This is a genomic window from Thalassospira sp. SM2505 (genome assembly GCF_054901115.1).
Window position 1 is genome coordinate 3,136,046 of the sequence record NZ_CM142731.1, and the last position, 26,455, is coordinate 3,162,500.

Consider the following 26,455-nt stretch of genomic DNA (forward strand, 5'->3'; position numbering starts at 1 on the left):
TGAAAATTATGCTTTTTAATTCTTCATACAATAACATTAATGATCAGGATATCCGGGCCTGTCAAGCGACAAACGGGTGAAGTGAGTTCTTTCGATCTGCCGCATGGTAGTCTATAACTTCGTGACCTTTGGCATCCCGTTCGGCTGACCTCCTCCCTCTCCGAATTAATTATATGCTTTGCAACACAAAGCCTTGATGGGGTCAGATAAGTTGCCCTCGAAATTAATTCATATTATATGAATAATTGCAAAGCGGGCCTTTTGCCTTTTTGTTTACCAATAAGGCCATGCCGGAGGGAATTTAATGTCGTCCATGTCGAGAACCTATGCCAAACGCAGCCTGCACAGCATTGTTGCGCACGATTTAGGAGCCCGGATTGTTTCGGGCCAGCTGGCACCGGGTGATGTGCTTCCGACCGAGGCTGCCTTAAGTGAATCCCTTGATGTATCGCGCACGGCCCTGCGCGAGGCGATCAAAATTCTATCGGCCAAAGGCCTGATCGAAAGCCGCCCCAAAACCGGTACACGCGTCAAGCCACGCTCAAGCTGGAACCTGCTGGATCCCGATGTTCTGTCCTGGCACTTCCCGGACCCGGACCCGGCATTCCTTTATGGCCTGTTTGAAACCCGCATGATTATCGAGCCGAACACCGCCGCCATGGCCGCCGAACGTGCGACCGAAGAACAGCTTGCCCTGATCGAAGCGGCCTATACCGGCATGGAAAATGCCGAACTGGGTACAGACGCGGTCTATATGACCGACCTTGCCTTTCATCAGGCGATCCTTGATGCGTCGGGCAATGATTTCATGAAATCGTTTGGCATGTTGATCGAAACGGCGCTCATCGGGTCGTTCCGCCTGTCGTCAGGCGGCCCAAAGGCCCATGTCAAATCCCTTCCGGATCATCTGGCCGTCTATAAGGCCATCGCCCAGCGAGAACCGGGCGACGCCCGCGAAGCCATGCGCCGCCTTCTGCGCGGCACCATGCGCCAGTTGCGCCAGCAACTTGGCATGTCGGTCGAACATGACTGGGACCAGATCGGGCTGTAATACCGGCTGCATTCCACCCGATAAAAATGCTGCGCGATGACCGCAGCATTTTTTGTTTGCGCGTTCCGGATCGCGCATAAAAAAACAGGCACCCGATGGGTGCCTGTTTGCATGGATATGGATACAGACTTGCGATCCGGATCACGTCGTCCCGGCCCGCATCCCCGAGAAGGACCGGGTGATCAGACGTTGCAGGACGATAAAGCCAAACAGCAAGGCACCAATCATGATCTTTGTCCACCAGCTGTTAAGCGATCCGTCAAAGGCGATCAGGGTCTGGATAACCCCCATGATGATCCCGCCAAAGAACGTTCCCATCACAAAGCCCATCCCGCCGGTCAGAAGCGTCCCGCCAATCACCACAGCGGCAATCGCGTCAAGCTCGACCCCGACAGCTGCCAGCGGATAGGCCGATGCGGTATAGAACGCAAAGACCACACCTGAAAGCGCACTGAAGAAACCCGACAGGGTGTAAACGCGAATGATGGTGCTATGAACCGGAATGCCCAGAAGCTCGGCCGAATGACGGTCGCCGCCAATCGCATAGACATTGCGCCCAAATCGCGTGTAATGGGCAATTACCACCCCGCCAATCACGGTCGCCAGCATCAGAAGTGCTGATGCTGTCAACCACCCACGGCCGGGCAGCTGGACCTTGAAACCGCTGAAAGCCGCAACAAACGGGTGATCAATCGGAACGGAATCCAGATTGATCAGGAAGCAGACCCCGCGCAAAAAGAACATGCCTGCAAGCGTGATGATAAAGGGCTGAATATCGAACTTGGCGATGATGACGCCCATGAAAGCCCCGAACGCCGCACCGACAATCAGCGAAATCAGCGCTGCCATCAGCGGGTGCATGCCAAACCCGGTAACCAGTTCGGCCATCAGAACCCCGATAAAGGCGATCATTGACCCGACAGACAGGTCAATCCCGCCCGAAAGAATGACAAATGTCATGCCCACGGCGGTAATGATCAAAAAGGCATTATCGGTCAGAAGTGCGCCCAGAACATAGGTATCGGAAAAGGCGCGATGTTCAAAAATCCCGTAACCATACAGCAAGGCCAGAACCGCCAGCGTCGCCAGGATCGGGTAAAAACGTTCATTAATTTTCATCTGCTTTTCCCCGCTTCAAGCGTTCCATCGCCTGCCCGACCAGTTGACGCGATTTTGGTGCCTGCACAAGAAGCACAACCATCACCACTGCTGCCTTGACGATCAGGGTATATTGCGACGGCAAGCCCGACAGAAGAATGCCGGTCGTCAGGGCCTGAATGATCAGAACACCAATCACCGTCATGGCAATAAAGAACCGGCCGCCCATCAGCGATGCACCGCCAATCACGACGGCAAGGATCGCATCAAGTTCAAGCCAAAGCCCGGCATTATTGGCATCCGCCCCGCGAATATCAGCCGCAATAATGATCCCGGCAAAGGCAGAACACAGGCCAGATGCCGCATAGGCCATCAGCTTGATGCCACGTGCATCAATGCCTGCAACCCGGCTGGCGCGTGCGTTGCCACCAACCGACTCAACAAACAGGCCAAGGGCCGTCTTGCGCATGATGAAATAGATCGCGGCAATCACTGCAGCCGCAATGATCACGCGCCAGGGAATACCCAGCAAATAGCCACTGCCAATGGCCTCGAAAAACTCACCATGGAAGGTCACAATCTGACCACCGGTGATCATCTGGGCAATACCACGTCCCGCGACCATCAGGATCAGGGTGGCAATAATCGGCTGAATATCAAGGAACGCAACAAGTACCCCGTTCCACAATCCACACAGCACACCGGCCCCAAGTGCGGCCAGGATAATCACTGCCGGATGCAAATCGGTGTCACGGATCAGAACCGCCATCACCGCCCCGGAAATGGCAATGATCGACCCCACAGAAAGGTCAATCCCGCGCGTCCCGATGACAATCGCCATGCCAACAGCCACAAGTGCTGTTGACGCGCCACGATGAACGACATCGACCAGCGATCCATAAAGATGCCCGTCAACAATGCGGATACTAAAGAAGTCGGGCGAAATCACCCCGATCCCCAGCACAATCAGAACCAGTGCCGCGACCGGGCCGAACCAGGGCCGACTTATCAAAGAAGATGCAGACATGGTGCTGCTTTCCCGTAATTTCTTTTTGTCTTGCAAACTGGTCATCGCGCAATTGCCTCGATGATCTTGTTCTGGGTGATTTCCGCACCCACCAGTTCGGAAACCTTTTCACGATCACGCATTACTGCAACGCGATCGGCAAAGGCGACGATTTCTTCAAGCTCGCTTGAGGCGACCAGCAAGGCCAGACCTTCGTCGCAAAGCTCCTTGATCAGTTTGATGATGTCGGCATGCGCACCGACATCAATGCCACGGGTCGGTTCATCAAGGATCAGAAGGATCGGTTTTGAAACCAACCAGCGCGCCAGAATGACCTTTTGCTGGTTGCCACCACTCAACTGCCCGACCGGTTTTTCACTGTCTGGCGTCGCAATACCCAGCGCCTTGATCATGTCATCGGCAAATTTCTGTTGCTCGGCGCGCGGGATCGGACGCAGCCAACCACGCCGCCCCTGAAGGGCCAGAACAATATTTTCGCGCACACTCAGTTCCGCTACAATACCATCCTGTTTGCGGTCTTCCGGACACAGGCCAAAGCCCGACCGGATCGCATGACGCGGGGATCGCAACATCACCGGTTCCCCGTCAAGGAACACAAGACCGCTATCAGCCTTTTGCGTTCCGAATATCAGTTCGGAAAGTTCGGTTCGCCCGGATCCCAGAAGGCCTGCCAGACCAACGATTTCGCCGGCCTGAAGATCAAGGGACACCGGTTCAAGCACACGCTTCTTGCCAAGATTCTTGATCTGAATGGTGCGTTTGGGCCCGGAATAGCTACCTTCATCCTGATGACGATGGGCACTGACCTCGGCCAGTTCACGGCCAAGCATGTGATTGATCAGATCAATCTGTGCAAGTTCACTGGTCACAAATGTTCCGACCAGACGTCCGTTGCGCAGAACCGTGATACGATCCGTAACCGCATAGACCTGATCAAGGAAATGGGTCACAAAGACAATACCCAGTCCCTTGTCGCGCAGCTCGCGCATGATGCGAAACAGCGTCTTGATTTCTTCACCGTCAAGCGATGCCGTTGGTTCATCCAAAATCAGAACGCGTGCATCCAGCGCCACGGCGCGTGCGATGGCAACAAGCTGCTGGATCGCCACCGAATAGGATCCAAGCGGCCGGTTCACATCAATATCAAGACCAAGTATCTCCAGTGCCGCCTTGGCATCGGCCTCGGTCTTTTTCCATGAAATCAGGCCAAACTTTCGTGTCTGGCGTTCGAGCATCAGGTTTTCGGCAACCGACAAGGTCGGCACCAGATTGACTTCCTGATAAACTGTCGAAATCCCCAACCCCTGCGCATCGCCCGGATGCTGCGGGTGGATTTCCTCGCCGTCGAGCATAACCGCCCCGGCGTCGCGGGGATGAACCCCGGTAATTACTTTGATCAGGGTGGATTTACCCGCCCCGTTTTCCCCAAGAAGGGCATGAATTTCGCCGCGTTTCAGGTCGAAATCGACATCCTGTAACGCCTTGACGCCGGGAAAGAACTTTCCGGCACCGCGCACCGAAAGAACGATATCTTCCGTCCCTGCAGAAAGTGCGGTGTCTGTCATTGCCTCACCCTCTCCCTGTTATTCAGATTTTTATCCCGATACAGCATGACGCACCCCGGCATGACCGGGGTACGTCATTGCAATGGCAAGCCAGTCGTCCCCGGCGTCACGAACACGTTCATGATGCCGGGTCGGGCTGTTATTTGCTGCGCATTTTGTATTCTTCTGCTGCGGTATCAGGCAGGAAGAGCGGACCATTTGCCTTGATCCATTTCGGAACTTCCTGACCGGCCTTGGCTGCCTTGATGGCATCAAAGGACGGACCACCCAGATGCGGGTTCAGTTCGATGGTAGCATTGGTATCGCCATCGGCCATTGCCTTGAAGATATCAGGAACCGCATCGATCGATACGATCTTGATATCATCACCCGGATTAAGGCCGGCTTCCTTGATCGCCTGGACTGCACCCAGCGCCATGTCATCATTATGTGCATAAACAGCACAGATGTCCTTGCCGCCGTTTTCAGCTTTCAGGAAGCTTTCCATGACTTCCTTGCCGCCCGAGCGGGTGAAGTCACCAGACTGCGAACGGATGATATTGATGCCCGGGAAGTTGGAAATTACCGACTCAAAACCGGCTTTACGGTCGTTTGCGGCAGATGAACCAACAGTTCCCTGCAGTTCAACAACATCGCAAACCGCGTTGGTTTCAGTTGCCAACCAAGCCGCAGCAAGTGCACCCTCGACCACAAAGTCAGATGCGACCTTGGTCAGATAAAGGTCTTCGCTGGCATCTACGCCACGGTCAACCAGAACAACCGGAATACCGGCGTCTTTTGCTTCTTTCAGAACCTGGTCCCAGCCGGTTTCCACCACCGGAGCCAGAAGAATTCCGTCAACACCCTGCGCGATGAATGAACGAACAGCCTTGATCTGGTTTTCCTGCTTCTGCTGAGCATCCGAGAATTTCAGATCAATACCGCGTTTCTCGGCTTCAGCCTTGATCGACGCGGTTTCGGATGTACGCCAGCCGCTTTCAGAACCGATCTGAGAAAAACCAATCATCATTTCGGCATGGGCAGCAAAAGAAAGACCAAGCGCAACGCCAAGCGCTGCAGTCGAAACTGCAAGCTTTGTGAATTTCACCACGATTTCCTCCCTAAGTGTGGTTTATTGCTTAAAAGCCATATAGTATTACAATATGATTTGAAGCCGCTCAACCATATAGTTATTCCAAGGCAGCCCCCATCGCCCACAGCGATTGACAACATGAAATAAACGTAGAAAAATCAAGGATTACGAGAGGATCGAATGCCTGAAAGCCACCACGCACCAGACATGGCAACACTATCGGCACAAACACGTATTTCGGGTAAAAATTCCCCGCGTGTGACGCTTGCGACATCGCAGATTCGCCTTACGGTTTCTGCGCTTGGCGCGCGTATTTGCGCCCTTGATTTGTATGAGGATTCGAAACCTGCCCCGACAAACATCGCTGTTGGCCTGTCTGATGATGATGCCTATCTTGCCCAGGACAGCTATATCGGGGCCATTTGCGGGCGCTATGCCAACCGGATCGAAAATTCCCGCTACACCGATCCGACCGGCCACGAAGTCATGCTTTCTGCCAACGAAGGCGACACCCATCTGCATGGCGGCAAGGACGGTTTTGATCGACGCATCTGGAACGTGACAGATCAAACGGAAACGAGTGTAGCCTTCCAGCTCACCTCGTCTGACGGTGATCAGGGATATCCGGGCAATATGGTTGCAACCGCGACCTATTCAATCGTTGCACAAAACCGCCTTAGGCTTGAAATCACGGCGACCTGTGATGCGCCCTGCCCGGTTAATATGACAAGCCACGCCTATTGGAACCTGACGGGCAAATTCGATCAAACCGCAGCGGACCACGTTTTACAGATCAATGCCGATCAATGGCTTCCGGTCGATGACAAGCTGATCCCTCTTGCGGATGCCCGTGGCGTGGCCGGGACCGGTTATGACTTCCGCAGCCCGGCCCGCATTTCAGACATGCAGCCCAACGCCACACAGGGCTTTGATCATAATTTCTGCCTGACCGGTGATCGCGGCGCACTGCGCCCAATCGCCACCCTGTCCGATCCTGAAAGCAGCCGTTCGATCAAACTGTTCTCGACCGAGGCCGGGCTACAATTCTACCTTGCCCAGCATTTCAACGAGACGATGAAAACCGAAACCGGTGTTCCCCTGCACACATCCGCAGGCATTGCGCTGGAACCCCAAACCTATCCCAACAGCCCTAACCGCACAGACTTCCCAAGCCCTTGGCTCAATCCCGGTGAAACCTATCGCCATGTGATCGAGTGGGAGTTTACCTAAACGAAAAAGCCCCGCATTTGCGGGGCTTTTTTTCTGGACACGCAACATCGCTATCACCAACCGCCACCGCCGCCACCACCTCGACCGCCGCCGGAAAAGCCGCCACCACCAGATGCAATTCCGGCAGAAGAAATTGTTGGAGCACCGAAAGATACCGCAGCAGCACTTAGCTGGCCGACAGAGCTGCTACTGAAACTGCCTATATTCTGCCACCCACGACCATCTCTGTACCACGCTGGATTATATTCCTTGTTCCGACCATCGGCTTCTGAGGGCAATGAACGCAGATAATCTTCAAACCGCTGCGTCCAGACGTCTTCTGCATCGAGCGCCATAGCAAACGGCAAATGCTTTTCAAAAATCGCAATAGCATCCCCCATTTCGCGGTTCATGAAGTTCATTCGGTCCTGCTCCGCCACAGTAAGGTAACGACGATATCCCTCAATCTCGGCATGGAGCTTCAAGAATTCTTGTGTTGGAACTTCCATCCAGATGCGGAACAGGCAGCAGACAACAATAGCAAAAACAGCAACGCATAACGCAACGGGTGACATCGCTCCTAGCAGGATAAAGCCAAAAACCCATGCCGGAGCCATAAATCCCAAACTTACTATAACCAATTTTCCTATCGCCCTTTCGACAGGCTTACCTCGGTCGACAATCCCTGCCAGAATTGCCTGCAAAAAATTAAAGATCAGAACTATGGCACCTACGAGCATGATGCTTCCAATCGCAGTACCAATGAAAGATTCTGGATCACGCGCACCAATTACAGGGTCAAGCATAACCACGGCAGCGACGGCCAGTACGGCCATTACAAAACCAATTTTCCAGGGAAAGTCATTCCGAACGAAATAACCGGATCTTTGAGCAGCAGAATACCGGTTAAGCAACGAGTTCCGTGCACTTTCAACTTCCTTTCGGTACTCGCGGCCAATGGTGATTTCCTTGACATCCGATTGGCGCAACAACGAGTTCAAGACAGTTTGCTCGTCATCTGGCAGGTCATCGCGCACGCCTGGCAGCTTTGACAGGATGTATTCCCCCTTACCGGTCACACTGATCGTCAGGCATCTCTTTACCGCCAAACTCGTCAACACAACGGCGAATGCCTTGGTTGCGAAATTCTGACCGCCTTTTGCATTGCACCACAGGAACCCGACTTCTGCTGCAGATCTTCCAACAGGCGGCTCAAACCGAGGTACAACAGTTGGTGGTTTTGGATCCTTGCCAAATTTGCGCCAGGAGAACGTCAGATAAACCAAAAGCAGCAAGCACAAAGTCATGCCGATGAAAATTCCGAGGTTATCGGAAACAAGCTTTCCTACTGCATTGACGAAAGCAGGATGGCTCACATATCCGGATGGCCATGACACCGCAATGGTCAGCCCATCTCCTTTTGACAAGGCAACTGCATTTCTAACTTCTACAAAGTTTCCTGCACCTGACAGGACCTCATAACGGCCCCCCTTCTGGCCTTGGGGTCCAACATATACGGCCAGATCATTGACCTCGGCCCCAACAGGTAGATGAACTTTTGCGTCAACAATATCGATTGAAAACTGCCAGTCATTACCGGTGACGTTCCAGTAAAGCTCGTCGACACCTTCTCCGAGCGATATCTGATTATTCAGGAAATATGTGATTGTGAACTTGTGCTCACCAATTGACAGGGTGCGCTGTGGATCGCCCATGTAAATCCGTATTGCACCATCCAGCTTTTCCGTATGGTACGGCACGATCCGCCCATCAAGCAAAATACTTTCGATTTGAATATCGGCAAGATCATAGAACTTCAAAGCATTCATCGTAACCAATGGAAAATCACGATAAATACCTCTTTTGATCAGCTCTCCCTGCGCTTCGACATGTATGTCTTCAATGACACGAATGCCGCCGTTTTGCTGAACAAAAACCTCCGATCTGAATGTGGTTATCCGTTCGCCCGACGCGGCCCCGATAGCCTGCGCAAAAACGGAAGCATTGGAGACTATCAGCGTCATGAACACTGCCAACCAAAGCCACAGCCTGATAGCAGGACCGGCATTCATCCAAATGATGGATTTTTTGGACGCCCTAGCAAACATCAATCAAACTTCACGCCAGGCACATGACGCTCAATCGCGTGCTCAACTTCGTAGTAGCTGCCCTCAACAAAGCCAAAACTACCGGCGACGATATTGCTTGGAAACGATTGCACGGCGATATTGAGATCCCGCACGGTGCCATTGTAATAGCGTCTCGCCATCTGGATCTGATTTTCCAGCTCAGACAAAGACTGCTGAAGCTCGATGAAGGTCTTGTCCGCCTGCAATTCCGGATAGGCCTCTGCTACGGCAAATATCCGCATCAGCGCAGTCGACATTTGCCCCTCCAACTCCTGCCTTGCATTTGCATCTGACGAACTTGCGTCAGATGTTTTTGCGCGCAACTCAGTCACTTCTTCAAACAACTGCTTTTCGTGCTTTGCATAGCCCTTCACGGTTTCGACAAGATTTGGAACAAGGTTGCTGCGACGTTTAAGTTGCACATCAATGCCACTCCAACCCTCGCGGGCTGATTGACGCAACGACACCAAGCGGTTGTATATGCTCACGCCGTACAGCAGCAGAAGTACAAGAAGAACGGTCAAACCAATAAGGATTGCAGAAAAAGCGCTCACAGCTTTACTTCCTTTACGAACGTTACTGACCTGATCTTCAGGCAATTTTCAGTTTCGTAAAAGGTAGCGAACCGCACCTTAAAAGAAAATGGTTAGTTTAACCGAACCTCAACTCCCACAACCACAACACGAAAGCGTAAAGCTGGTACTGGATCACTTTAAATCAAATGGCCGCAACCGTCCCATCCGCACGCGGATCCGTCGCCCCTTCCATCACACCATCCGGACGCAACCGGATGCCGCCCGCATGGCCCATCATGTCTTCATAGGGACCAACGACCTCAACCGCGTGACCGGCTGATTTCAGTTTCTCAATCAGGGCCGGATCAAAGCGGTTTTCGAGTTTAAGGGTGGTGGTTTCATCGCCCCATGTCTTGCCAAGCAACCAGCGCGGCGCGGTGATTGCTTCCTGCAAATCCTGACCAAACAGGACATTTCGGGTAAAGACGGCTGACTGGGTTTGCGGCTGTCCCTCGCCCCCCATGGTGCCATAGGTCAGAACCGACCCGTCATTCAGGCGTGCCATCGCCGGGTTAAGCGTATGGAACGGCAAGCGTCCCGGTCCGAGCTGATTTGGGCCATCATGAAGCGTAAAGCTTGCCCCGCGGTTCTGCCACAAAACGCCGGTTTCGGGCACAACGATGCCCGATCCGAATTCCCAGAAGATGCTCTGGATATAGCTTACGGCAACGCCGTTTGAATCAACCGTTCCCATCCAGATCGTATCACCGGGTTTGGCGATATGCGGCCAGGGCAGTGCCGTCTTCATACTGATTTTGGAAGCTTCGCGATCAAGCGTCGCATCAGACAACAAATCCATCGGATCAATGGTCATGCGGTCGGGATCGCCGACATGATTGTTGCGCGCGATAAAGGCGCGCTTGGTCGATTCAATCAGTCCATGGATATGATCAAATCCGTCTGCCGCGCTGACACCAAGACGATCAAACAGGCCAAGGATCATCAATGACGCAACCCCTTGGGTCGGCGGCACCATGTTAAAGACCGTTCCGGCCGAAAGTCTGACCGAAAGCGGTGTCATGACTTTGGCGTGATAGCTTTCCAGATCGGCAAGTGCAATCGGGCTTCCAACCAGCGACAGCCCCTTGGCGTTGCTGCGCGCGACGTCACCGCGATAGAAATCATCCAGTCCGGCCTTGCCCAGATGTTCAAGCGTCGCGCCAAGGGCGGGCTGCTTTAACACGTCACCAATTTCGGGAATGCCATTGGCGGCATAGGTCTCAACAAAGCCAGGCACATCCTTAAGATCCGCCATCTTGGTGGTGGTCAGCTCGACCTGGGACTGTGTTACCGGAACGCCGGTTTTGGCATGATGTACGGCATCTTCCAGCAGACGTGCCAGCGGAACCTTGCCACCAAGCCCCTTGGCAATTTCGGCTGCCTTGATCCAGCCACCAATCGCCCCCGCCACCGTCAGTGCGGCAAGCGGCCCGCGCGCCGGGATCGCCGCATGACCCTGTTCGCGATAAAAGTCCGGCGTTGCCGCCTCTGCCGCCCCGCCACAGGCCCGAATGGCAACCGGATCCTTGCCCGGTTCTGCGATCAGCCAGAACCCGTCGCCGCCAATCGCATTCATATGCGGATAGACAACTGCAATGGTGGCGGCTGCGGCAATCATCGCCTCGACCGCGTTGCCGCCGTTGCGCAGGATATCACGCCCGGCCTGTGCGGCCAGATGATGCGGGGCGGTAACCATGCCCCCAAGGGCGGTTCTGGAACGTAACATTGTCTTTCGGCCTCCCTGCCGTAACGCTTCGGACATACCGGGCTTGCTCCCCGGCATGTCCGTGACTTTTGTTCATAGCGCCGTTTTGATTTTCAGTTCAGCGGCTTTTCACATCGTAGAATGATTTCATCACCACCCGATCAGATCAGGCAACCAGCTTGTCAGCTCAGGAAAGATAAACAGCAATATAAGGGCAAGCGCCTGAATGCCGATAAACGGTATCACCCCGCGATAGATATCAGTTGTCGACACCGAAGGCGGTGCAACCCCCTTAAGGAAGAACAGTGCCCAGCCAAAGGGAGGTGTGAGGAAGCTCGTTTGCAAATTCATCGCCACCAGAATGGCAAGCCATGCCATGTCGATCCCGCTATTGAGAAATACCGGCAGGAACATCGGAAGCGCGATATAGGAAATCTCGATCCATTCAAGGAAGAAGCCAAGAATAAAGATCACCCCCATCATGAACAGAAGGTTGCCCATATCCCCGCCCGGCACCCATTCAAACATCGCATGAACAAGGCCTTCGCCGCCAAGCCCCCGGAAGGCAAGACCAAAGGGCTGCGCACAGATCAGGATAAAGAACACCATTGCACTGGTGATCAGGGTATCGTGCAGGACTTCGCGCATCACACCAAGACTTAGCCGACCGGTGAAAAGTGCGAGCAACAAAGCACCAAGTGCCCCCATCGATGCGGCCTCGGTCGGGGCTGCAATACCGCCGACGATTGATCCAAGCACAGCAAACACAAGGGCGAGCGGCGGCAAAACCACCTTAACGATCTTGATCAGCAAATCACGCGAACCGAGTGCATCGCGTTCGTCCTGCGGGATGGCCGGTACCATTTCCGGTTTGAAAATACCAAGCAGCACAAGATAAAGCCCAAGCATGCCGGCAAGGATCAATCCCGGCACCATTGCCGCGGCAAACAGCGTACCAACAGACTCACCCAGAATATCGGCAAGCAGGATCAGAACCAGACTGGGCGGAATGATTTGCCCAAGCGTTCCGGACGCGCAGATCACCCCGCTTGCCACCCCCTTGTCATAACCGCGATTGATCAGCGGCTGTAGCGACAGCAATCCGACCGTCACAACGGTTGCCCCAACCACGCCCGACGATGCCCCCATCAGAACCCCGACAATGACAATCGCCAACCCCATGCCGCCCTTGAGGCGGCCCATGGCATGGCCGATCACATCAATCAGTTCTTCGGCAAGCTTCGACTTTTCAAGCATCACGCCCATGAAGATGAAAAGCGGCAAGGCAAGCAGCGTATAGTTGGTCACAACCCCGTAGACACGTGCGGGCAACAGGTTAAACAGGCCGGTGCCAAACCCCATAATCCCAAAGGCAAATCCCGAAATCGCAAGCGAGATCGCCACTGGCACACCGAGCACGAGGAAGCCAAAGAAGCCCCCGACCATGCCGATGGCCAGCCATTCATTTCCGGTCATGTCTGATTAGTCTCCTGCACCGCTCTGCGAAACCGCGGCGGACGTATTATAGGCGGGTGCGTCATCTTCCACGCGGATCTGGCGATAATTCATCAAGGCTTGCGAAATTGCCTGAACAAGCAACAAGCCAAATCCGACAGGAATGAAGGCCTTCAGCAAAAAGCGATATGGCAAGCCTCCCGGATCGGGGGACCCTTCGCCCATCATGATGGATTGTTCGACATAGGGGATCGAAAACCAGATCAATGCCCCGCCAAGAACAGCCATCAGGAGTGCTGAAAACAGGTCAATGATCGCCTGGGCTTTGGGGCCCAGACGTTCATAAAGAAAATCGACCCGCACATGACCGCCGTGGCGCATCCCGTAAGCCATGCCCATCAGGGCAATCGGCGACACCAGATGCCATTCAAGTTCCTGCATAGCCACACTTCCGGAGTTAAACAGATAGCGCAACAACACATTCCCCCCGACCACCAGCACAAGGGCCAGACCACTGATCGCAGCCCCCCATCCGGCAATATCAACAATCAGGCCAAGAACACGGTCGAATAACGGCTCAGTACGGGTCGACTTCATATCAGCTCATCCCGTCTTTGGATGAAATGATGCCGTGATAGGGCTTTTCACTGACAGCGGCCCATTCGTGATGCGTATCACGGAACGCCATGAAGCTTTCATGGACCTTTTTGGTGACCGGATCCTTGGCAGCTTCGGCTTCAAGGGTTTCCTTGGTGATGCCCTTAAGTTTGGTCACCACTTCGTCCGGAAGTGTCTGGGCGGTAACGCCAAAGTTCTCGACCAGATCACGCAGGGCTGCTGCGTTATTGGCTTCGCACCAGGAATGGCTGTCAAGGTTGCAGGCCTGTGCCGCGTTCTTGACAATCGCCTGAAGGTCGGCCGGAAGGCTTTCCCAGGCTTTCTGATTGATCAGAAGCTCGGTCACGTTGGACGGCTCATGCCAGCCGGTGGTGTAGTAATATTTTGCGGCCTTCTGCAGACCAAGACGACGATCCTGATAGGGACCGACAAATTCGGCAGCATCAATCACGCCACGTTCCAGTGCCGGGAAGATTTCCCCGCCCGGAAGCAGCTTCACTTCAACACCGATCTGCTGATAGACCTTGCCCGCCAGACCCGGAATACGCATTTTCAGGCCCTTGAAGTCATCAAGGCTTTCAATCGGCTCGCGGAACCAGCCGGTCATCTGAACGCCGGTATTGCCCATCGGGAAGGCAACAAGCCCGTATGGCTTATAAACTTCATGCCACAGATCAAGCCCGCCCGCATGATAAAGCCATGCATTCATGCCCTGGAAGTTCAGGCCGAACGGAACCGTGGTGAAATACTGGGCTGCAAAGATTTTACCTGCCCAGAAATAAGCATTGGCGGCATTCATTTCGACCGTACCGGCCTGAACGGCGTCAAAGCCCTCAAGGGCCGGGATCAGCTCGCCTGCGGCGAAATGCTGGATATTGAGACGCCCGTTCGACATCTCCCTTACCCGCGCACAGAAGTCTTCCGGGCTGCCCGGACCGGTCACATAAAATGGCGAACCCGGACCATAGGCATTGGTCATTTTCCAGTTAAAGGTTTCTTCTGCACGCACGATGTTTGGTGCTGCGATGACGGCGGCCCCGGTGGCTGCAGCCCCGATTGCCGACTTCGTCAGAAAGTCGCGCCGTTTAACGTTTGTCATTGATGTCTCCCTGATAGAGATAGCTATTTCTATGAAAAGTAATCTCAACGGAATGCAATCCGCATTGTGTATACATCCTGCAACACACATGCCAATCTATATTTTTCAATAACTTAATAATATTTCGACACGTCAATCACCACGCACGATGCATTATTTATGATCATTTTTATATGCAGCATATTATTTATGCATAATTATTGTGCAAAACATGACTGAAGAATCACACCCCGCTTTACAAGCAGCAGGATGCTTGGATTTCCCGGTAAAATTCGTGTATACATTACCAAAAGGGAAATGCTTCCAGACCTCGCAAGAAGGGCTCAAACATCAGATGACCGAGCTTCGTCAAACGCTCTTTGCGCCAACCGAACAGACAGAACCGCTTGGCATTGCCCAGCAGCTGTGTCAGGTGCTTGAAGACGATATCGTCAGGGGAAAGCTGCCACCGGGGCAAAGACTGGAAGAACCGCTTCTGGCCAAACGGTTTGGCGTGTCGCGCACCCCGGTTCGCGAAGCGCTGCAATTGCTCACCGCGACCGAACTTGCCGAAAAGATTCCCAACAAGGGGGTCTATGTTTCACTCGCCACCCCCGAACGCCTGACAGCGATGTTTGAAAGCATGGCCGAACTTGAAGCCATGTGCGGGCGACTGGCAGCAAAGCGCATGACCAGTGGTGAACGGCACAATCTTGAAAAGATCCATCATGAATTGGCCGAGACAGTCCGGCTTGGCGACAGCGATGGCTATGAAACCCTGAACCGGTCGTTTCACAACACGCTGTATCGTGGGTCGCATAATGAAGTTCTGGTCGATGTGACATTATCTGTCCGGCGCCGGGTTGCCCCGTTCAGACGGGTACAATTCACAAGCCTTGCGCGCCTTGCATCCTCGCACGCGGAACATCAGGGCATTGTCGATGCAATCTTACGCGGCGACAGCAAGGCGACCGAAGAATTGCTGTATGCGCACATCATGGAAGTGCATGACATCAGTCAGGATTATCTGATCAGCCTGCGCGCAGCCTCGCCCGCCAATGACATGCCTGCCTTCAAGTAAGACAAAACCATTGGCGGGGATTTAACGTGCTTGGGAAAGTCTGCCCGCGCGCAGGATTATAGCCCGTCAGTCTCTGGCGCGACTGATGGTCGGAGAAGAGCCGCCGGTTGCAATCCACGGACGCCCATCAGCATCGACAGCAATCGAACCTAGCGGTGCATTATTGACTTCGTCAAAGCTGTCATTGGCACCATTCCATTTGCGCAAGGCATTATTGTTGGTGTCCCTGATATAAACCGTTCCGTTCGCGCCCACATCAATCGTTGAAGCCTTCTGGCTTCCGCGTTTTGGCCGCAGCTCAAAGCTTGACCCATTCCACTGCCGGACCAGATTGTTTCTATCAACAATCCAGATATCGTTTCCCGGCCCGGCCCCTGGCACAAGAACCATACTGAAGTCACTGAAACGCTTGAATTCTTCGGAGGTTTCCGCCTTGCTATAGAGGAACGTGTCGCTGCCTGATCTAAAAGTCACATAGACAGTCCCATCCGGTGCGACGGTCACTTCACTCGGGGAATATCCACTAACTGAATACTCCTTAACGACCTGATCACGTTCACGGTAAAGCTCTGCGGTCACACTTGAAGCTATGGCCCAAATATCGCCATTTGGCGCGATATCAATGGCGGAAAAAGTGCGTGACGAATCCACCAGATTTGACGAGAACTGGACGAATTTTTTGCGTTTTTCGTCATATTTTTCAAATCCCTGGTCGCCGCCGCCAATAATGACAGAACCATCTGAGGCGGTTGCGACTTGCCCCGCGCTGGTTCTTTGATCCATCGGCACGGTTGAAAATCGCATGTTCTTTCGAAACACAATGCCGGATGTTTCGGTACTGACAACCTGGTCGGTTTCACCCGTGCCCACCGTGTCACCACTGGTGGCATTGGCAACCATCAGGTCAGAACCTTCGTCACGATCAAAGAACTTTGAGGATAATGCGATCCCTTTGTCACTGACCACCCAAGGATATCCCATCGGACCAACCGCTACTGTCGCAGGCGTATGCCCCGGTGTCTGAACCCGGTTGAATTTGCCGTCCTGATCCAGTCGCATCAGCAAATTATTGGCTGATACGATATAAACGCTGTTATCCGGCCCAACCGAGATCGACTTGGCCTTTTGCGGAAAAACCTCGCACGGATTGGTGTCACAGCGCTGAACAAGCTGATCGGATCTAACCGCCCAAGGCGTACCATCAGGCCCGGCGGAAATCAGGGATGCCCCGGTTCCCGAAATCATTTCAAAACGGGTTTGGGCATCGTTCAGACGAAAAATCCGGCCTTGGGCATTGGTCAGCAAAACAGTCCCGTCATAGCCTGCGGATATATCTGATCCGGTCGCGCCCGTGATCTGCTTCCAAAGAGTACCGGTATGGCGAAACACCCGCCCGAGTGCGGAAATGCCCCATGGATTGCCGTCGCGATCAACGGTGACGCGCACCAATTCACCGGGAAAGCTTTCAAATTCGTTTCGCCGGTTCGACCACCGTAAAACCCCGCCCGCACCATCAAGGCCAAATACACTGCCATCCCCGCCAATCGCAAGAGATGCGGCAGATTTCAGTGTATTTACAAAGACAATAGCATCGGTTGTCGTGACCGTTACCGGATCGGTAAAGATATTATTCCCGCCTGAACTATCGCCTGACGAGGTTGCCTCGGCGTTGCTTGACCCCGGCACGACCACACCGGGCGCAACCGCAGATGGCGCGGCATCAACGGGTGCTGCTGCAACTTCGGCAACGGCATCGGTTGCGACATTGACCGGCGCATTGGCTTCTTTTGGGCGTGGTACTGTCGCAGAAAGATCAGTTACCTCATCTGAGGTGCCATCACTCGTCAGCCCGCCATTGGCAAAGATCAGTCCATCATTTCGGACCGCCCAGATGTTGCCTTGCGGCGTTACGGCCAGACTGACAATATCCTTCACACCTCCGACAATTTCCCATCTTTTGCGCGCGGCCAGCCAAATACGTACAAGCCCCTCGTCATCGGCCATGGCGACAACATCCGTCGCACCAAAGGCAATATCGCGTGCGCGCCCCGGATAGGTCCGCCAGACATCACCGTCATAGGCGCGGACCTTGGCCGTATCTGTGACCGCCCATGGCAGCCCGGATTTACCAATGGTCAGGCGTTTTGCCGTTCCGGTAATCGGTTGCCATTCATTGCGCAAGGCATACCATTTCCAGATGTCGCCATTTATCTTGGCGATAAAGACATTGCCTTGGGTATCGGCGGCAACATCCAGAACATCTACTTCACGCGGCTCCCACCACAATCCGTTATATTGTGACAGCTCGCCGAGTGAATTGATCGCCCAAGGGCGATTGCCAATCGCAGCCGATATCCGGGCAAAATCACCCGACATTCGCCGCCAGCGTTGTTCTACCATATCCCATCGCCACGTCCCCCCGTCCAATGCAACGGAATAAGCCTGCCCGTCTTCATTGATCGAGATATCGACAGCCGTTCCGGGCAGCTGAACCCAAGGGCCGGAATCGCCTTCCTGTGCCACTGCCAATCCGGCCCACAGGAACCAGATCCCGGAAACAAGAACCCGAAAACAACATTTCATTGGTCTATCCACCCTTGCTGTTACTTTGCCTGTCCATTGACTGGACTTCTATCCAAGGCCAGACCCTAGTTTTCAAGCAGTCGATCCCGTACGGATGCGATCATTTGCTGAGATTCAGGATTGCTTTGCCATGCATCGATCTGAACATCGCCAGCACGGAACTCTTCAAAGAATGCCTTGCCTTCAAGATGTTCACGCAGAACATCAAATGTCGGTCGCGGGGTGTACCAGTCACCATGGCGCCGTTCGAGTTTGGCAAGTTCCTGTTCCAGTTCCGACATTTCACCATTTACGGCGTCACGATCAGCCCCGGCCTGCCGGGTATAGACCGGACGGCGCGGTGTCATCAGGATCAGGATGGAACGTTCAAACTCACGTTCAACCCGTTGGGAGAAGAAGTAGTTAAGGCCCGGAATATCCATCAAACCCGGAACACCGTCCGCCGTCTTTGACGTTTCGCGTTCACTCAGACCACCCAGGATCAGGGTTTCACCAAATTTCATGGTCACGGTCGAATTGACGTTGGTTTTGGTGGTATCAAGACGGAATTCAAACACAACCGAATTGGACGGATCGGTCAAAAAGGTTCGTTCCGCAACAACATGCAGACGGATCATGTCATTGGGCAGAATTTCAGGCGTAACCGCCAATTTCACACCGACTTCTTTCTGGACCGAAACACTGTCCCCACTGCCCCCGGAAACGGCGGCGGCAAGAATTTCTGTTCCTGAAAAGAATTCCGAAGTTTCACCGGCCTGCGCGACAAGGCTTGGCTTGGCGAGAACCTGATTATTGGCATCCGCCGAATTGGCGATGTTAAGCGAATAGGTCACCGCCGGAATACCGATTTGGCGGGTAATTGTCTGCGTACTTTCTTCAAGCCCGGTTCCCAGATAATCCTTGGTTTTCGTTGAACCATATCCCAACCCGGCCGCACCGGTTAACGGATCACCAAACTGCAATTGCAACCCGTTGAGAAGATTGATGCCCCGTGAATTACGGACATCTTCCTGCGTTCCGATCAGAACCACATCAACCACGACCATCCCGGAATCAACGAACTCGGTTGATGTCTGGTTGGTATTCTGTTCGCCAAACGGGTCTCGTACACTACTGAAGGGATCGGAAGGTTCCGTAGTCTGGCCGAACGGGTTGCTGTCAAACGGGGATATTTCACCGTCACTTTCCGGTTCGACAAATGGCTCCCCGCTAAACTGGGTCTGAATATATTTGCCTTCGCTTTCATAAAAGGACTGCCAGCCTTCAACACGCCGATCAAGGTCGCGTGCACGGTTTACATCCTTGATCACGTCACGATATGTCGCAATGAACTCTTGGGCAGATGACCGGTCATCCATCGCCGAAAGTGCCAGTGCCGTCGCTTTGAGGATTTCCGGGTTTTCCCGTGATTCCGGGGAAATTTCCATCAAACGTTTCAACGCAGCAGCAGCCGTCCGAGGATCCCGGGAATAATAGGACGCGGATGCCAGACTGTATAAAACAGCAGGATCATCATTATGATGAAGCGCAACGGCAGCAAAGTTTTCCTGCGCCAATGGATAGCGCCGCTGATCCATATAAAGCAGGCCAAGCTGATAGCGCGATGGCAGGTTTCCCGGATCAAATTTCAAGGATTGCTTGTAGCCCTGCTCGGCAAGTTCGAACTTCGATGCATCGCCCAGAACGCCCATCAAGTGATAGGTCAACCCGTTTAGAAATTGCAGATCCGGATTGGTCACATCAAGCTTAAGGGCAAGATTGATCAATCTTGATGCTTCTTTGGCATTTCCCTGTTTCAGGAAATCGATGCTGTCACGCACCAGCACCTGAATTGCACTGTCTTCGGCGGGCATGCCCAGAACAGATTTGTTATATTCAAGCGGCTTGTCGATTGACATGACCACGCCAGATCGCGTTTGCCCCCCATCCATGCCCGTGGTTTGACACCCGACAAGTGCCAAAAGAGACACCCCCATCAAGGCATGACGGCAAATGCGGCGACGTCCATGAACGGAACGCTCAATTGTAAACTGACGCAAAATGATATCCCCACCTGTCAGCACCAATGAGTGGATGCCGACAATTTCCCCATGAAATCAGAAGCAATCCGGCCGACACATTTTCTGTGTTTTGACCGAACTGCTTCTGTTTAAGTGTTGTTTGAATTAACCGGCATAAGTCCAGGGACGCCAAACCTGCGACTCAATCCTTTTGACTTTGCAGGGTTCCATTTTCACCACAGAGCCAATAGCAGGTTTCGCGTCGGCTACGGTCATGCACATGCGTTTGCCCGTCCCGACATATCGAATTTGCCCCGCTTGATCGAGCCCCCAGGTCTTGAGGTTTGCGCTGGAACATTTACGGATCCATACCGGGTCGTTAACACCAAGTTTCTCGGCCTCGATGCTCAGACAATAATTGTCGATAACCACGAGTTCTCTGGTGCGAGCATTTGGAAATACCCATGGTGCTTCAGGCGTATTGCATTCGCCAAGGACAGCAACAAGACTGTCGCCTTCCTGCTTAACAAGGCAAAGCCCCGGTCTTGCGGTGAATTCAAGGCGGAAAGTCCCGGCAACTTTGGCTTCCTGCTTTTTCAAACCGTCGTTAAGGACTTTCGATTCAGCTGCGATTGCCGCCTTGCCACCATCATAGGCTGTTCCCCCGACAATAACCGGCATAACCGGCCCAGTTGACGCAGCAACAGTGCCACCGGCTTTGATCGACGCAATCGCGCGGGCATAGTTCGCACTTGGGCGCGTATCACCGGCTGTCAGAGTGGTCCAGTGATACATCAACTGCTCATCACCGGCTTTTTCTTGCAACAAAAGCGTGATGTCGGCCGGGCGGCTGGCAATCGTTTCAGCTTGGCGTATCTTGCCTTCGGCGGCTTCGATCTTGATGAACTTGTCGAGTTCCATGGCAATGGTAATTGCCGTGGTGACGGCGGTCATTACCGGACCTGATGCACCGGTTACCAAGCGTGTCATGGTGACCGAGATTTTGCCCAGCGGCGTGACGATCGTGGTCAGGACTTTGGTACTTTGTGTCGCTGCCTTAGCTGCTTGGCCTGCAATTGCGGCCCCCGCCTTGGTTCCTGCTTTTGATATAACTCTGCGATACGGGAACACAGCCTTGAAGGTTTGCAAAAAGAAGCCGACCCCAACACCGCTTCCGAAGGTGCCGGCCATTGCACCGGCTTGCAAGGTGGCAGAGAGAACCTCGTTGAAATTTGGCGGTTCAGTAACTGAACCTGCAAATGCCAACATGTTGTGACTACTGCTTTCCGCGAATTCGAGATCTTTTGTCTTTTGCCAGTTGTTAAATAATTGACGGAGCTGCGATGCAATGAATTGACGGTTCCACTGAATTTGTTTTCCGACATCTTCAAGCAGTCGTTTTTCAAGTGCAGTCCGTTGTCCTGGCGCGGTTGTTGCTGCTTTCATCAGGCGCTTGGCGATCAAGGCGGACAGGGCTTCACTACGCCATGGTTCATTTTCAATCAGCAACCATTCGGTATTGGACAATTCTTCGAGGGTCGTGTCATCAAGTTCAAGCACGGTCTGTGCAATGATCTCGTCAATTTCTGTGCGATCACGCACCAGTTCAAGTGCCAATTCCTCGACCGCCGGGCTCAGGCCAAACAAACCCGGCATGTCCCGGTTTGGCGAAATCCACTTCATTTCGGTCGCCTTGCAGGCTTTGGCACTTTTTACCGAGAAGCTTGTCCGAAGGTAGGTTTCAGGACAAGACCAGCAGGCCCCGCCATCGATAAAATCGAAAATCTGACCCGCGGGGCAGGTCAAAGCGGTGATTTTCGTGGCCGGCAAGAAATCAATGGTTTTCACGCAGGCATTTTTCCCGGTGACCGCATTTGCTGTGCGGTTGAAACCTTCCGGGCAGCTCCAGCATTCGCCACCATTGCGCGGATCGATAAAGGAGTCTTGCGGGCAGGCACGTCCTTCGAAAGTGGCACTAACGGCCTTTTTCATGACCATGCCACAGGCGTTCCATTTATCGACAGAGGCCGCAGTACGCCCATATCCCTTTGGGCAGGACCAGCATTCGCCACCATTGCGCTTATCAAGGAACGAACCGGCGGGGCATTCCTTTTTGCCAAGAAACGTGGCGCTCATAAGCTGCTTTACGCCCGTTGGCTTATCGCAGGCCTTCTCACCGCTGATGCTTTTTGCGTTGCGGTTATATCCGTCTGGGCAGGCATAACAGGTCCATGTTCCCAAATCGAAAAATGATCCATCCGGGCATTTTCCGACAGCCTTTGACTGAAACTTCGCAGAGACGCGTCCGCACGGTTCTTGCAGTTTGCCGCGTTTATCAACGCCGCCGCATTCGGGCCCTCCTTGCAAGTTCTTCCATTGCGGACTTGCATAAGCAGGTTGATCCATCACGATCATCATCAACAGGGCAAGCAACAGCAACCCCGCATAGTTTAATATTGGCGTCAGTCGTCTGATCTGCATGCCCGGACCCTTCTTGCTTTTTTGTTTCTGCATCCGGGATTAGGGCCCCGCATGACGAATATCGCGCAGGAAGCACGGCATTGAAAACGCTCCCCTCTTCCCGGCCATGGGGCAGGATTAAGCAGAAGTTTTTCATCAAACCAGAAGAAATAAATACCGCACGCCGATTACCAACCATAAGTGGACAGGCAATGCATAAAAGTGGATCGCCTTGCCTTGTTCAGGCCAATAATCGAACAGGATTCATGTCGCAGTTAACGACAACGTTTGAGCGTTTCGGACGGTGAAACGCCAAAATGCATGGCATAGCTTTGCGCAAACCGTCCGGCATGGCCAAACCCCCACTTCCCGGCAACCTTGGCAACCGTCGTTCCCGGGGCAGCTTCAAGCAGATCATTATGAGCCCGGTTTAAACGGACAATCTTGACATAGGCCATGGGCGCCATGCCAAAGACATCGTTGAATCCCAACAGAAGCGTGCGATAGCCGCATCCAGCATAAGCAACCAGATCGGCGAGATGAATAGCAGTCTGCGCATATTCATGGATGTAATCACGGGCGCGCTTGACATATCGCGGCAAGGCAACTGTCGATGGACGGTCATGCAAAACGTCCAAATAGGAGTTTGGCAACTGCATCAGAATACTGGTCAGAAGAAGATCACGCAATTCGCCTAAAATAATCGTGTTTTCAAGATCATAGAGCGGCCCGTCAAGCGCATTTGCGATATAGTGAAGCGTGTCTACAACATGTCTCTGGCCCGGCAATGTCACATCGATTGCCGCATCGAAAACCAGTTCGTTGCGAAAGATATCGCGCCCGGTCAGGGCATGGGCATGTTCGCGCAAGGTTGAAACCGGCAAATGTGCACCAAGAGCCGAAAACTCTTCCTCAATCGCGGACAACGGCACACGCATGTTGCGCATCAGCCCGCGTTGGGGCGAAATTTCAAATTCATGCGCCCCGTGTTTGACCTGACCATTTCCGCCATTCACAAACAGAAGGAACAAGTCATCGGTTTCGGTCGCCGGGGTTTTGAGATGAATGCGCCCAGCCCCAAAAGATGCACCGAGAAGGACAATATCGGCAAGGGCTGCAGAATGAATAGAAACATCTGTGATGGCGTTTTTACCAATCGCGTCAATTGTGTCAATACTGTTCATATCCGACAGAAAGGCTTGCGTTTCATGCAAGTCCTGTGACTCAAAGATTTGATGGTTTTTGAGGTGATTCATCTAATATATCCTGTTGATGGTGCCACGATATGGCGGAACTTCCATCACAGATCGCATTTGACGACGCGATCAGGGCATCAACAGAACCTCCGAGAACTTAATGTATTCTTTTCTCGCGAACTAAGAAACAAGAGCTTCGCTGTGGAAGAAACAGACTTTACCGCGCATATCATGCGCAAGACACCATCAAGGCCAAGCCTCACCGTTTTTTCCGACATTTATCATCAGAAACGACAAAACCCCCGACCGGTTAAGGTCGAGGGTTTCTGAATGTCGTGTGTATATAGGGAATATGATTGCTGTATTTGGAAGGCCCGGCGGTGACCTACTCTCCCGTGCCTTAAGACAAAGTACCATCGGCGCAGGCTGGTTTCACTTCTGAGTTCGGGATGGGATCAGGTGGTTCCCGGCCGCTATGGCCACCGGGCCGTCCAAACACAGCGAAGAGATCGGAGATCGTGATTTAGTTGCGAAGTTTTGTTGTATGTATTGGTCTTGCATGATTTTACCGCTGCGCAAGTCATTGCAGATCAGTAGCAAGAGGGATCAATCAAGCCGATCGATCAATTAGTACTGGTTAGCTTCACACATTGCTGCGCTTCCACACCCAGCCTATCAACCTGGTGGTCTTCCAGGGATCTGATAGGGATACCTAGTCTTGAAGGGGGCTTCCCGCTTAGATGCTTTCAGCGGTTATCCCTTCCGCACTTAGCTACCCGGCGATGCTCCTGGCGGAACAACCGGTACACCAGAGGTGCGTCCATCCCGGTCCTCTCGTACTAGGGACAGCTCTTCTCAAGTATCCTACGCCCACGGCAGATAGGGACCGAACTGTCTCACGACGTTCTAAACCCAGCTCACGTACCACTTTAATTGGCGAACAGCCAAACCCTTGGGACCTGCTCCAGCCCCAGGATGTGATGAGCCGACATCGAGGTGCCAAACACTCCCGTCGATGTGGACTCTTGGGGAGTATCAGCCTGTTATCCCCGGCGTACCTTTTATCCGTTGAGCGATGGCCCTTCCACGCGGGACCACCGGATCACTATGACCGACTTTCGTCTCTGCTCGACTTGTCAGTCTCGCAGTCAGGCAGGCTTTTGCCATTGCACTCTTAAGCTGATGTCCGACCAGCCTGAGCCTACCATCGCGCGCCTCCGTTACTCTTTGGGAGGCGACCGCCCCAGTCAAACTACCCGCCATGCAGGGTCCCGGATCCGGATAACGGACCTCGGTTAGATATCAGGAAGCAAAAGGGTGGTATCTCAAAGGTGGCTCCACCATGGCTGGCGCCATGGCTTCAAAGCCTCCCACCTATTCTGCACATTCACATCCTGATACCACTGCAAAGCTGTAGTAAAGGTGCACGGGGTCTTTCCGTCTGACCGCGGGTACTCCGCATCTTCACGGAGAATTCAATTTCGCTGAGTTGGTGTTGGAGACAGTGGGGAAGTCGTTACGCCATTCGTGCAGGTCGGAACTTACCCGACAAGGAATTTCGCTACCTTAGGACCGTTATAGTTACGGCCGCCGTTTACCGGGGCTTCAATTCAATGCTTGCACATCTCCTCTTAACCTTCCGGCACCGGGCAGGCGTCAGACCCTATACGTCGTCTTGCGACTTCGCAGAGCCCTGTGTTTTTAGTAAACAGTCGCCACCCCCTAGTCTGTGCCCCCACCGTAAAGTTGCCTTCACGGTGGGCCCCCTTCTCCCGAAGTTACGGGGGCAATTTGCCGAGTTCCTTCAACACCATTCTCTCAAGCGCCTTGGTATATTCAACCTGCCCACCTGTGTCGGTTTGGGGTACGGTCCATATGTGAGAGTTATTTCCTGGACCTCCTTGGCAGCTTCTCCAATCCAATAAGGAAAAACTACTTCCAGAGGCCGTCACTTCTCACGGGTACAGGAATATTAACCTGTTTCCCATCGACTACGCGTTTCCGCCTCGTCTTAGGGGCCGACTCACCCTGCGCGGATTGGCCTTGCGCAGGAACCCTTGGGCTTTCGGCGAGGGAGGTTCTCACTCCCTTTATCGCTACTCATGTCAGCATTCTCGCTTCCGATACCTCCAGCATGCCTTACGGCACACCTTCACAGGCTTACGGAACGCTCCGCTACCACTTGTTCCATAAGGAACAAATCCGCAGTTTCGGTGTGTGGCTTGAGCCCCGGTACATCTTCGGCGCGGGACAGCTTATTTAGACCAGTGAGCTGTTACGCTTTCTTTAAACGATGGCTGCTTCTAAGCCAACGTCCTGGTTGTCTTGGCCGTCCTACATCCTTTCCCACTTAGCCACAACTTTGGGACCTTAACTGGCGGTCTGGGCTGTTTCCCTCTCGACCACGGACCTTAGCACCCGTAGTCTGTCTGCCAGATAGTACTCTTCGGTATTCGGAGTTTGATTAGGTTTGGTAAGCCGGTGAGGCCCCCTAGCCCATTCAGTGCTCTACCCCCGAAGGTATTCATCTGACGCTCTACCTAAATAGATTTC

General features: G+C 53.4%; 17 protein-coding genes and 2 rRNA genes (1 of these 19 only partly in view). 3 read left to right on the forward strand and 16 right to left on the reverse strand.

Annotated elements, in window-relative coordinates; all coding sequences use genetic code 11:
- Positions 1-304: 304 nt before the first annotated feature.
- Positions 305-1,051 carry a FadR/GntR family transcriptional regulator gene (locus ACTU44_RS14785; RefSeq protein ID WP_114097230.1) on the forward strand — a complete coding sequence of 249 codons (747 nt, stop codon included), beginning with the start codon at positions 305-307 and terminating at the stop codon, positions 1,049-1,051.
- Between the two features lie 141 nt (positions 1,052-1,192).
- Here the strand turns inward: ACTU44_RS14785 and yjfF are convergent, their stop codons facing one another.
- The 4 genes from yjfF to ACTU44_RS14805 form a co-directional block, all read right to left on the reverse strand.
- Positions 1,193-2,170, reverse strand: a complete 978-nt coding sequence (gene yjfF / locus ACTU44_RS14790; protein ID WP_114097229.1) for a galactofuranose ABC transporter, permease protein YjfF — start codon at positions 2,168-2,170, stop codon at positions 1,193-1,195.
- Positions 2,160-3,176, reverse strand: coding sequence for an ABC transporter permease (locus tag ACTU44_RS14795; RefSeq protein WP_258548638.1), 1,017 nt, complete (start codon positions 3,174-3,176; stop codon positions 2,160-2,162). Before ACTU44_RS14795 ends, yjfF begins: the two co-directional genes overlap by 11 nt.
- Positions 3,177-3,217: 41 nt before the next feature.
- A complete protein-coding gene (locus ACTU44_RS14800) occupies positions 3,218-4,741 on the reverse strand; it encodes a sugar ABC transporter ATP-binding protein (protein ID WP_462095777.1) in 1,524 nt (507 codons plus the stop codon).
- A 139-nt stretch (positions 4,742-4,880) separates the two neighbouring features.
- The gene (locus ACTU44_RS14805; RefSeq protein ID WP_220150283.1) at positions 4,881-5,828 is read right to left on the reverse strand and encodes an ABC transporter substrate-binding protein; all 948 of its coding nucleotides are present in this window, start codon (positions 5,826-5,828) and stop codon (positions 4,881-4,883) included.
- Between the two features lie 165 nt (positions 5,829-5,993).
- Between ACTU44_RS14805 and ACTU44_RS14810 the strand changes: the two genes are divergently transcribed.
- The gene (locus tag ACTU44_RS14810; protein WP_462095778.1) at positions 5,994-7,043 is read left to right on the forward strand and encodes an aldose epimerase family protein; all 1,050 of its coding nucleotides are present in this window, start codon (positions 5,994-5,996) and stop codon (positions 7,041-7,043) included.
- A gap of 53 nt (positions 7,044-7,096) precedes the next feature.
- Here ACTU44_RS14810 and ACTU44_RS14815 read toward each other — a convergent pair whose 3' ends face one another.
- The 6 genes from ACTU44_RS14815 to ACTU44_RS14840 all read right to left on the reverse strand — a co-directional run bounded on the left by ACTU44_RS14815 (position 7,097) and on the right by ACTU44_RS14840 (position 14,603).
- Positions 7,097-9,046, reverse strand: a complete 1,950-nt coding sequence (locus ACTU44_RS14815; protein WP_462095779.1) for a DUF2207 domain-containing protein — start codon at positions 9,044-9,046, stop codon at positions 7,097-7,099.
- 83 nt (positions 9,047-9,129) lie between these two features.
- Positions 9,130-9,750 carry a LemA family protein gene (locus tag ACTU44_RS14820; RefSeq protein WP_462095780.1) on the reverse strand — a complete coding sequence of 207 codons (621 nt, stop codon included), beginning with the start codon at positions 9,748-9,750 and terminating at the stop codon, positions 9,130-9,132.
- A 118-nt stretch (positions 9,751-9,868) separates the two neighbouring features.
- Entirely contained in the window at positions 9,869-11,452 is a 1,584-nt protein-coding gene (locus ACTU44_RS14825; RefSeq protein WP_462095781.1) for a gamma-glutamyltransferase family protein, read from the reverse strand.
- A gap of 129 nt (positions 11,453-11,581) precedes the next feature.
- The gene (locus ACTU44_RS14830; protein WP_114097222.1) at positions 11,582-12,907 is read right to left on the reverse strand and encodes a TRAP transporter large permease; all 1,326 of its coding nucleotides are present in this window, start codon (positions 12,905-12,907) and stop codon (positions 11,582-11,584) included.
- Between the two features lie 6 nt (positions 12,908-12,913).
- On the reverse strand, positions 12,914-13,483 hold the full coding sequence (locus ACTU44_RS14835; protein ID WP_462095782.1) for a TRAP transporter small permease subunit: 570 nt from the start codon (positions 13,481-13,483) through the stop codon (positions 12,914-12,916).
- 1 nt (position 13,484) lies between these two features.
- Positions 13,485-14,603, reverse strand: a complete 1,119-nt coding sequence (locus ACTU44_RS14840) for a TRAP transporter substrate-binding protein (RefSeq protein WP_181850164.1) — start codon at positions 14,601-14,603, stop codon at positions 13,485-13,487.
- A 334-nt stretch (positions 14,604-14,937) separates the two neighbouring features.
- On the opposite strand from ACTU44_RS14840, the gene ACTU44_RS14845 reads away from it, so the two are divergent.
- Positions 14,938-15,663 carry a GntR family transcriptional regulator gene (locus ACTU44_RS14845; RefSeq protein ID WP_462095783.1) on the forward strand — a complete coding sequence of 242 codons (726 nt, stop codon included), beginning with the start codon at positions 14,938-14,940 and terminating at the stop codon, positions 15,661-15,663.
- Positions 15,664-15,729: 66 nt separating this feature from the next.
- Here ACTU44_RS14845 and ACTU44_RS14850 read toward each other — a convergent pair whose 3' ends face one another.
- From ACTU44_RS14850 to ACTU44_RS14875, 6 genes are all read right to left on the reverse strand, one after another.
- Complete coding sequence (locus ACTU44_RS14850) at positions 15,730-18,246, reverse strand: tectonin domain-containing protein (protein WP_462095784.1); 2,517 nt, start codon at positions 18,244-18,246, stop codon at positions 15,730-15,732.
- A gap of 65 nt (positions 18,247-18,311) precedes the next feature.
- Positions 18,312-20,285, reverse strand: coding sequence for a hypothetical protein (locus ACTU44_RS14855; RefSeq protein WP_462095785.1), 1,974 nt, complete (start codon positions 20,283-20,285; stop codon positions 18,312-18,314).
- 126 nt (positions 20,286-20,411) lie between these two features.
- Positions 20,412-22,382: a ricin-type beta-trefoil lectin domain protein gene (locus tag ACTU44_RS14860; protein WP_462095786.1), complete on the reverse strand. Its 1,971-nt coding sequence runs from the start codon at positions 22,380-22,382 to the stop codon at positions 20,412-20,414.
- A gap of 599 nt (positions 22,383-22,981) precedes the next feature.
- Positions 22,982-23,962: an AraC family transcriptional regulator gene (locus tag ACTU44_RS14865; RefSeq protein ID WP_462095787.1), complete on the reverse strand. Its 981-nt coding sequence runs from the start codon at positions 23,960-23,962 to the stop codon at positions 22,982-22,984.
- 312 nt (positions 23,963-24,274) lie between these two features.
- Positions 24,275-24,389, reverse strand: a 5S ribosomal RNA gene (gene rrf / locus ACTU44_RS14870).
- Between the two features lie 119 nt (positions 24,390-24,508).
- Positions 24,509-26,455 (reverse strand): 23S ribosomal RNA (locus tag ACTU44_RS14875); it runs 803 nt beyond the window's last position.

Excerpts from the sequence above, each read along its gene's own strand:
- ACTU44_RS14845 (WP_462095783.1), top strand. The coding sequence starts at position 14,938 with ATGACCGAGCTTCGTCAAACGCTCTTTGCGCCAACCGAACAGACAGAA.
- ACTU44_RS14810 (WP_462095778.1), top strand. The coding sequence starts at position 5,994 with ATGCCTGAAAGCCACCACGCACCAGACATGGCAACACTATCGGCACAA.
- ACTU44_RS14825 (WP_462095781.1), bottom strand. The coding sequence starts at position 11,452 with ATGTTACGTTCCAGAACCGCCCTTGGGGGCATGGTTACCGCCCCGCAT.
- ACTU44_RS14785 (WP_114097230.1), top strand. The coding sequence starts at position 305 with ATGTCGTCCATGTCGAGAACCTATGCCAAACGCAGCCTGCACAGCATT.
- ACTU44_RS14865 (WP_462095787.1), bottom strand. The coding sequence starts at position 23,962 with ATGAATCACCTCAAAAACCATCAAATCTTTGAGTCACAGGACTTGCAT.
- ACTU44_RS14830 (WP_114097222.1), bottom strand. The coding sequence starts at position 12,907 with ATGACCGGAAATGAATGGCTGGCCATCGGCATGGTCGGGGGCTTCTTT.
- ACTU44_RS14800 (WP_462095777.1), bottom strand. The coding sequence starts at position 4,741 with ATGACAGACACCGCACTTTCTGCAGGGACGGAAGATATCGTTCTTTCG.
- yjfF (WP_114097229.1), bottom strand. The coding sequence starts at position 2,170 with ATGAAAATTAATGAACGTTTTTACCCGATCCTGGCGACGCTGGCGGTT.
- ACTU44_RS14835 (WP_462095782.1), bottom strand. The coding sequence starts at position 13,483 with ATGAAGTCGACCCGTACTGAGCCGTTATTCGACCGTGTTCTTGGCCTG.
- ACTU44_RS14850 (WP_462095784.1), bottom strand. The coding sequence starts at position 18,246 with ATGAAATGTTGTTTTCGGGTTCTTGTTTCCGGGATCTGGTTCCTGTGG.
- ACTU44_RS14795 (WP_258548638.1), bottom strand. The coding sequence starts at position 3,176 with ATGTCTGCATCTTCTTTGATAAGTCGGCCCTGGTTCGGCCCGGTCGCG.
- ACTU44_RS14860 (WP_462095786.1), bottom strand. The coding sequence starts at position 22,382 with ATGAGCGCCACGTTTCTTGGCAAAAAGGAATGCCCCGCCGGTTCGTTC.
- ACTU44_RS14840 (WP_181850164.1), bottom strand. The coding sequence starts at position 14,603 with ATGACAAACGTTAAACGGCGCGACTTTCTGACGAAGTCGGCAATCGGG.
- ACTU44_RS14815 (WP_462095779.1), bottom strand. The coding sequence starts at position 9,046 with ATGACGCTGATAGTCTCCAATGCTTCCGTTTTTGCGCAGGCTATCGGG.